Annotated in this window: 2 protein-coding genes and 1 pseudogene; 2 read left to right on the top strand and 1 reads right to left on the bottom strand. The window is 69.9% G+C overall.

The features are described 5' to 3' along the window. Positions 1 to 202, bottom strand: a pseudogene (locus ACL06G_RS21340) (metallophosphoesterase); the annotation flags it as partial. A 249-nt stretch (positions 203 to 451) separates the two neighbouring features. Between ACL06G_RS21340 and ACL06G_RS21335 the strand changes: the two are divergent. Together ACL06G_RS21335 and ACL06G_RS21330 are read left to right on the top strand one after the other, a co-directional pair. Further along, positions 452 to 811 carry a transposase gene (locus ACL06G_RS21335; RefSeq protein ID WP_412788130.1) on the top strand — a complete coding sequence of 120 codons (360 nt, stop codon included), beginning with the start codon at positions 452 to 454 and terminating at the stop codon, positions 809 to 811. Positions 812 to 1,540: 729 nt separating this feature from the next. Continuing rightward, positions 1,541 to 8,737: non-ribosomal peptide synthetase (locus ACL06G_RS21330; RefSeq protein ID WP_412788131.1), on the top strand; the 7,197-nt coding region annotated here is incomplete at its 3' end.

Genomic DNA, 8,737 nt, shown 5'->3' with positions numbered 1-8,737 from the left:
GGACGCCGAAGGGGATACCCAGCGACTGTGCGAGCAGCGTGGCGACCGTCGTCGCCGGGAGACCGCACAGCAGCAGCGTGCCGAGGCGCCGCCACCTGCCTCCCTTCCGGGAGACGTCCCTGACCAGGCGGCGCCACAGGTACCAGTGGACGGTCGTCAGCAGGACGAGGCTGGTGACGGCGTTCAGGAGCAACGGGAGCACAGCAGAGTTTCTCCGTCCGTACGGGGTACCGGCCGATCGTGGGCGGCCGTGCGCCGGCACGGGGTCGCGGTGCCGGTCGATGCGGGTGTGGACCGTTCGGCAATGTAGCTGCCGCCCATGGCACCGGTCCTCGCAACGTCGCGCTGCCGCAGGGGAGTCCGGCCCCGCGCAGAGCGGTGCGGAGTCCGGCGATCAGGGCGCGACTGCCCGTCTCATGTGGTCCTGGAGTGAAGAGTGATGATAGATGTCATGACTACTGGACTGGCGAGGCGCTTGGTTCCCGACGACCTGTGGTGCCGGACAGCGCCGCTGCTCCCTTCCTTCATGTCGCGGCCGCAGGGCGGCGGGACGGCTCCCGTGCCGGAGCGGACGGTGTTCACGGCCGTCGTCTTCGTCGTGACGAGTGGGTGTGCCTGGCGGAAGCTGCCCGCCGCGTTCGGTGTCTCCCCCGCCACCGCGCACCGCCGGTTCGCCGCGTGGACCGACGCCGGACTCTGGGAACGGCTGCGTGCGGTCGGGCAGTGGGGGGCCGCGGGGTGCGGGCTGGAGGAGTGGGTCTCGGTGATCGTGCAGGCGGCCGAGGAGCGGGCCGGCGGGGAGCGGAACTGAAGCTCCGGCAGACTCCGGCGAACGGCCACATGAGACGGTTTCGGCGCGTCCGGGTGTCGAGCGGACATGACCCGTTGACGGCTTCTGTCGGTGCGTAGAAACATACCGACCGACGCCGGAAGTCGTGAGAGGAAGCGGTCCACAGCAGGCGTCGACAGTCCACATCCCATGGCCTGCAAGAATGCTCACGGACAGGTGTCGTTCCGGAGATGGAAATGCGGAATTCCGGTGGATCCAGAATGCTGGGCCACAGTCGTGCGGGCGGTCTCTCCTCCGGGAGTGCCGCCGAAGAGGAAGTCCGAGCGAAACGTTGTTCCCAGCCGGTTCCCGTCGATAACGCGACTCGGGGAGTCGCTGTCGCCGGAGCGACAGTGTGCAGGTTCTCCGGCGCGCATCGAGAGGGTTTCCCGATGGCGTGCGAGCCGGGTGGCGCCGGGCCGCCCGCGGGCCGGTGGCGGTCCGTCGGCGGCGGTCATGTGCCGTCCGACCGCAGTTCGCGAACGCTGTCCGGGATGAGCGGGCGCGCCGTGGTGTTCCGTCAGACATCCCCGGTGGGGGAGAGGGAAAGGTGTTTCACGAGCCTTTGACGGGACTTCGTCCAGTAGGAGCGATCCGGACACGGTCCGGTGTGCAGCGGTGTTCGGATCCGAATTGATCGCACCGTCCGATTTCGTTGCGCAACGACATCAAGTGCTATCCCTCGGCGCGTAGTTGTATCCCACGGTCGGGGTGGAACCGTACGTTACCGTTGATGTAAGGACTGCAGCCTTGAGCACCTCTCGTGACTCAGCGGAAGACCTCTCCGTCGCCCGGGAAGAAGAGAATGGCGCGACGTCCTACCCTTTGACGCACACGCAGTGGGGCGTTCTTTTCCAGTCCCGTCATGCGGAGCGGGAAGGGCTCTACCACGCGCAGGTCGTGCTCGAGATTTCGGAGGCCATCGATCTCGACGTGTTCCGGCAGAGTTGGGAGCACGTCGCAGGGCGCCATGCCGCCCTGCGCACGAGCTTCCACGAGGGAACCGACGGTGAGCCGGTCCAGAGTGTCGCCCCGACGGTGGAACTCCCCTTCACGCACGAGGACTGGAGCGGCCTGGGCGCCGAGGAGCAGTCGGAGAAGCTGACCGGCAGGCTGCGGGCCGATCAGGAGGAGGGATTCCGCCTGGACGAGGCGCCGTTGTGGCGTCTCCACGTCGCGCGTCTGGCCCCGGAGCGGCTTCAGCTCCTGTGGAGCTTCCACTACGTCCTCCTCGACGCGCGGAGCCAGGAGGTCGTACTGCGTGAGGTCGAAGAGGTCTACGCGCGTCTCATCTGTCATGAACCTGTAACCAGTGTTTCCGGGACGGCCTACCGCGAGTACGTCGACTGGCTGGCCCGCCAGGACCTCGACCGGGCCCAGGCCTTCTGGCAGGAGGAACTCCGCTCGGTGCCCTCCGCCGCGCCGCTCCCGGTCGAGCGGAAGTCCTCCGACACATCCGGTGACGGGACCCTCGTCGCGTACGGCCAGGCCTCGCTCCGGCTGGACGAGGAGGAGACCACCGCCCTGCGGGAGGCCGCGGAGCAGCACGGTCTGACCCTGGACACCGTGGTGCGCGGAGCCTGGGCGTTCCTGCTGAGCCGCTACTCCGGCACCGACGAGGTGGTCCTCGGCGTCACGACCCCCGGACGCCCGAGCGACCTGCCCGGAGCGGTCGGCATGGTAGGCCTGCTGATCAACACGCTCCCGCTGCGCGTCGGAGTGCCGGCCGCGACGGACTGGCCGACATGGCTCGGGACCCTGCAGCGCGGCTACGCCCGGCTCCAGGAGCACGAGTACAGCCCGCTCCTCCAGGTGCAGCGGTGGAGCGGCATCGGCTCGGGTGAGGCACTCTTCGAGAGTGTCCTGACCGTCGAGGACGACCGTGCGGACACAGGGAAGAGCCCGCTGCGCATGGTCAGGACGTGGGAGGAGAGCCACGCGGCCTATCCGCTCAGCGTCGTCGCGACCACGGGCAGCCGCCTCTCGCTCACCGTCCACTACGACACCGCGCGCTTCGCCTCCCCGACCGTCGAGCGGATGATCGGGCACCTGAGGCAGATCACCACCGAACTGGTGCAGCGGCCGCAGGCCCGGCTGGGAGAGCTGGCGATGGTCACGCCGGCGGAGTTCTCCCGGCTCGTCCACGAGTGGAACGACACGGACACGCCGTACTCGCGCGACCTGTGCATGCATCAGCTCTTCGAACAGCGCGTGCAGCAGGCCCCCGAGGCCACGGCGCTGCTCTTCCGGGACGAACACTGGACATACCGGGAAGTCAACGAGCGCGCCAACCAGGTGGCGCACCACCTCACCCGGACAGGCATCGGGCGCGGCGACAAGGTGGCCGTCCTGATGGAGCGGGCGGCCGAGATGGTCCCCGCCCTGCTCGGCGTCCTGAAGGCCGGTGCCACCTACGTCCCGCTGGACGTCAACGCGCCCGTCAAGCGCTGGCACTGGATCCTCGACTCGCTGCAGGCCAGGTGCGTGCTCACCCAGCACCGCCTCGTGCCGCGCCTCGGCACCGCCGACCCGCTGCCCGACCTCGCCCACATCGTGTGCGTGGACCCGGCGGACCCGGTGGACGCGGACTTCGAGGTCCCGGAGGGCACCCCGTACACCGTTCACCCCTCGACCGCGCTGTCGGACCTGCCGCGGCACGACCTTCCGGTGCAGGGCACCCCGGAGGACTTCGCCTACATCATCTTCACCTCCGGATCCACCGGAACCCCCAAGGGCGTCACGGTGGCCCACTTCCCGGCCGTGAACCTCATCGAATGGGTCAACCGGACCTTCTCGGTGGGGCCCGAGGACCGCATCCTCTTCGTCACCTCGCTGACCTTCGACCTGTCCGTCTACGACGTCTTCGGCATGCTCGCCGCCGGCGGCTCCGTGCGCATGGCCACCAGCGAGGACATCCAGGAACCGGCCCAGTTGCTGCGGTACCTGGCGAACGAACCCATCACCTTCTGGGACTCGGCACCGGCCGCCCTGATGCAACTGGTGCCGTTCCTGCCCACCGACGGCGACGGCGCCTACGAGCTCGTGTCCCGGAACCTGCGCCTGACCTTCATGAGCGGCGACTGGATCCCGCTGCACTCCCCGGACGTCCTGAAGGCCGCCTTCCCCAACGTCCAGGTGGTCGGACTCGGCGGTGCCACGGAGGCGACGGTCTGGTCGAACTACTTCCCCGTGCACGAGGTCGACCCGGCCTGGTCGAGCATCCCCTACGGGAAGCCGATCCAGAACGCCCGCTACTACGTTCTCGACGAGAGCCTGCGCCCCTGCCCGATCGACGTCCCCGGCGACCTGTACATCGCCGGCGACGTCCTCAGCTCCTGCTACGCCGGCGCACCTGAGCTCACGGCGAGCAAGTACCTGCCGTCGCCCTTCAGCGACACCCCCGGGGACCGCATCTACAAGACGGGCGACATGGCCCGGTGGCGCGACGACGGCAACCTGGAGTTCCTCGGGCGCACCGACTCGCAGGTCAAGATACGCGGCTACCGCATCGAACTCGGTGAGATCGACAGCGTCCTGAGCGAGCACGACGTCGTGCAGGATTCGGCGACCATCGTCCGCGAGGACCGCCCGGGCGACCGCTCCCTGGTCTCCTACGTCGTCCTCCACCCGCAACTCGCCCACGAGGCCGTGCAGGAGAACGACGCTTCCCTGGCCGACAAGCGGGTCGACCACTGGCGCGAGGTCTACGACGCCTTCGACCCGGACGCCGCCGGCAGCGCCGAGGACGGCCACGACTTCTCCGGCTGGAGCAGCAGCTACACCGGACGCCCCATCCCCCTGGAGGAGATGCGGGCCTGGCAGGACGAGACGGTCTCCCTCATTCGCAGCTACGACCCCCGGACCGTGCTGGAGATCGGATGCGGCACCGGCCTCCTCCTGTTCCCCCTCGCGGAGCACTGCCACCGGTACTACGGAACGGACTTCTCCTCGGCACCGCTGGAATCCGTACGGCGACGCATCGAGGACGACCCGCGGCTTCGTGACCGGGTGGTACTCCAGCAGCGCGAGGCGGACCGTCTCGACGCCCTCGAGCTGGAGCCCGTCGACACCGTCGTCGTCAACTCGGTGATCCAGTACTTCCCGGGGATCGACTATCTGCTCCGCGTCCTCGAGGGCGCCCTGTCCCGGGTCGCCGACGGCGGGCGCATCATCGTCGGCGATGTGCGCAGCCTTCCCCTGCTCGAGGCCTTCCACGCGAGCGTGGAAGCGGACAACGCCCCGGACGGCACCACCCGCCTGCAGCTCCGGCAGCGCGTCCAGCACCGGTTGCAGCAGGAGGAGGAACTCACCCTCGACCCCGCGTTCTTCCGGGACTGGGCGGCCACCACCGGCCTGGTCTCCCGGGTCGAGATCCGCCCCAAGCGCGGTCGCCACCTCAACGAGATGTCCATGTTCCGGTACCAGGTGGTGCTGCACGTCTCCCGCGACGGCGCACCCGCAGCGGGCGGAACGGAACCGCCCGCCCCGGAGCTCGACTGGTCCGCGGACGCACTCACCCTCCCCGGCCTGCGGGAACGGCTCGCCTCCGACCGTCCCGAGCGCATCCGCGTGCGGAACGTTCCCAACGCGCGCGTCGAGGAGGCGGTCCGCACCCTCCGCTGGGCGAAGGGCGAGACCGGTCCGGACACCGTCGAGGCGCAGCGGGCGCAGAACCCCGCCGCGGACGCCGTCGATCCCGAGGACCTCTGGGAACTCGCCGAGGAGGCCGGGTACCTGGCTGACGTCGACTGGGGACGCCACGGGGCGGACGGCACCTGCGCGGTGCTGCTGACCCGCGAGGGCGTGGAGGCGGGCCCGGACCCGGAGGAGCGCATCGTGCCCGCCCCGTCCGGAGCGTCGCCGGCCGACTGGACGGCGTACGCCAACCAGCCGCTCAAGGGCGAGATCCGGCACCGCCTCATGCCCCAGCTGCACACCCACCTCGCCGAGCGGCTGCCCGGATACATGCTGCCGTCCGACCTGGTCGCCCTCGACGCGCTGCCGGTCACCTCCAGCGGCAAGCTCGACCGGCGTGCGCTGCTGCAGCCCCGCACCTCCTCGCAGCCCGAGGGGACGGCGTCCGCGGTTGCCGCCCGCAACACCACCGAGGCGCTGCTCGTCTCGATGTGGGAACAGATCCTGGGACGTTCCCCGATCGGAGTCCTCGACGACTTCTTCGCACTCGGCGGTCACTCCCTGCTCGCCGTGCAGCTGGTGACCCGCATACGCCAGGTGTTCTCGCTCGAAGTGCCGGTACGGCTCTTCTTCGATCTCCCGACGATCGCCGAAGTGGCGCGCGAGATCCAGCGGCTGCAGGAGGAACTGCAGCCGCTGGAGGTGCGCCCCCTCACGGCCGTGCCCCGCACCGGCCCCCTGCCGGCCACGTTCGACCAGCAGCGACTGTTCTTCATCGACCGGCTCAGCCCGGGGACCACGTCCTACACCGTCAACTGGCTGATTCCGCTGCCGACGTCCCTGGACGCCGGGCTCGTCCGGAACGCGCTCGCCGAGATGATCCGCCGTCACGAACCGCTGCGCACCGTCTTCCGCGAGGAGGACGGCCAGGTCTGGCAGATCATCACCGACGACTGCCGCATCGACCTCCCGCAGCTCGACCTCTCCGCGTACCCGGAGCAGGAGTGCGAGGAGCTGGCGCAGGAGGAGATCAGGCGCCTGTGGGACCAGTCCTTCGACCTCGCGACCGGTCCCCTGCTGCGTGCGGAACTCATCACCCTCTCCGGGACCGATCAGGTGCTGGCCCTCGGCGCCCACCACACGGTCTTCGACGGGTACTCGATCGGCGTGTTCGGCGAGGAGTTCCTCAGGATCTGCCAGTCCCTGGCCGAAGGGGAGCCCTCGCCGCTGCCGGAACTGGAGGTGCAGTACGCCGACTACGCGGTCTGGCAGCAGAGCTGGCTGGAGGAGGACCGGCTCGCCTTCCACCTGGACTACTGGAAGGCACAACTCGCCGAGGCACCCGAGCTCCTGAGCCTTCCGACGGACTTCCCCCGACCCGAAGCCCAGAGCTTCAAGGGCGACTTCCTCAGGCGCCGGCTCTCGCCCGGGACCACCCAGCAGGTCACGCACACCAGCCGCGAGCACCAGGTGACGAACTACATCACCATGCTCAGCAGCTTCGCCGTCTTCCTCTCCCGCTACAGCGGCCAGGACATCGTCGTCGTGGGCGTGCCCATTGCCGACCGCAACCGCGCCGAACTCGAGTCCATGGTCGGCTTCCTGGTCCACACCGTCGCCGTCAGCGTGGACCTGCGCGACGACCCCAGCTTCGAGGACGTCCTCCTCCAGGTCCGTCGGCAGCTCTTCGACGCCCAGAGCCACCAGGAGGTGCCGTTCGAACGCATCGTCGAGGAGCTGAGGCCTGAACGCAGCCTGAGCCACAACCCCGTGTTCCAGGCGATGTTCGCCGACGAGAGCCTTCCGTACCTGGAGAACGCCTCGACGCTCGCCGAACCGCGGCCCTGGATGCGCAACATGATCGAGCAGGGCATGAGCGTCGGCGTCGCACGCTTCGACCTCACCCTGATGGTCCAGGCCGACCCGGAGGGCATGCACTTCGGCTTCGAGTACAGCACCGACCTGTTCGCTGAGCAGACGGTGGCCCGGATGGCCGACCACTTCGAGGCCCTGCTCCGGTCAGCGCTGGACAATCCCACGCAGCGGGTCCGCCACCTGCAGATGCTCGACGAGGCCGAGCGCCGGCGCACGGTCGAGTCGGGCTACGGCACCCGCCGGGCCGGGACCGGTGAGCCCGTGTCCCTGACCGGGCTCTTCGAGGACCAGGTGCGCCGCAGCCCCGACAGCATCGCGGTGGTGTCCGGCGACCGCCAGGTGCGGTACGCGGACCTGGACCGGCAGGCGAACCGCCTCGCACAGCTCCTGCGGGAGCGGGGCGTCGGCCGGGAGACGCTGGTCGGCCTGTGCGTGCCGCGTTCCGTCGAGGGGATCACCGGACTGCTCGCGATCCTCAAGGCCGGCGGCGCGTACGTGCCGCTGGACCCGTCCTACCCCCGCGACCGCCTCGCCCACATGGTCGCGGACGCCGGACTGACGGTCGTCCTGGCCGGGCAGGCCCAGCGCGGCGCACTGCCGGAGTCCGAGGCGCTGCTCCTGACGGTCGAAGACGTCTGGCCCGAGCTGGAGAAGTGGCCCGACACACCGCTGCCCGCCCCGCAGGACACCGGCGCCGACCTGGCGTACGTGATGTACACCTCCGGCTCGACCGGACGGCCCAAGGGCGTCGCCGTGACCCGTGCGGACGTTGCCGCCCTGGCGGCCGACAGCCGGTTCGACCGCGGCCACGAGTGCGTGCTGCTCCACTCGCCGCAGGCCTTCGACGCCTCGACCTACGAACTGTGGGCGCCGCTGCTGTCCGGCGGCCGGGTGGTCGTGGCCCCCGAAGGGACGGTCACCCCGCGGATGCTCCGCGACGTCGTGGCCGAGCACGGGATCACCTCGCTCTGGCTGACGGCCGCACTGTTCCACCTGTTCGCCCAGGAGGACCCCGGTTGCCTGGCCGGATTGGGCGAGGTCTGGACCGGCGGCGACGCCGTGCAGGCCGAGGCTGTGCGCCGCGTCCGGGAGGCCTGCCCCGAGCTGGTCGTGGTGGACGGCTACGGGCCGACGGAGACCACGACGTTCGCCGCCAGCCACCGCATGGAGCCGGGAACCCCGGTCCCGGCGGCGGTGCCCATCGGCCGTCCGCTCGACGACATGCAGCTGTTCGTACTCGACGGTTCCTTCCAGCCGGTGCCGACCGGTGTGCCCGGCGAGCTGTTCATCGGTGGTGCGGGTCTGGCGCGGGGTTATCTGGGGCGGCCCGACCTGACCGCGGAGGCCTTCGTCGCCAACCCGTTCGGTGGGGCCGAGGGGGGTCGTCTGTATCGGACG

It is taken from the genome of Streptomyces callyspongiae, from assembly GCF_047200695.1.
GTDB lineage: Bacteria > Actinomycetota > Actinomycetes > Streptomycetales > Streptomycetaceae > Streptomyces.
The sequence above is the reverse complement of the archived record's forward strand: the minus strand, read 5'-3'. Positions and strand labels throughout refer to the sequence as shown.

Bases quoted from the DNA above. Each gene is read 5' to 3' on its own strand.
- ACL06G_RS21335 (WP_412788130.1), top strand. From the start codon at position 452: ATGACTACTGGACTGGCGAGGCGCTTGGTTCCCGACGACCTGTGGTGC.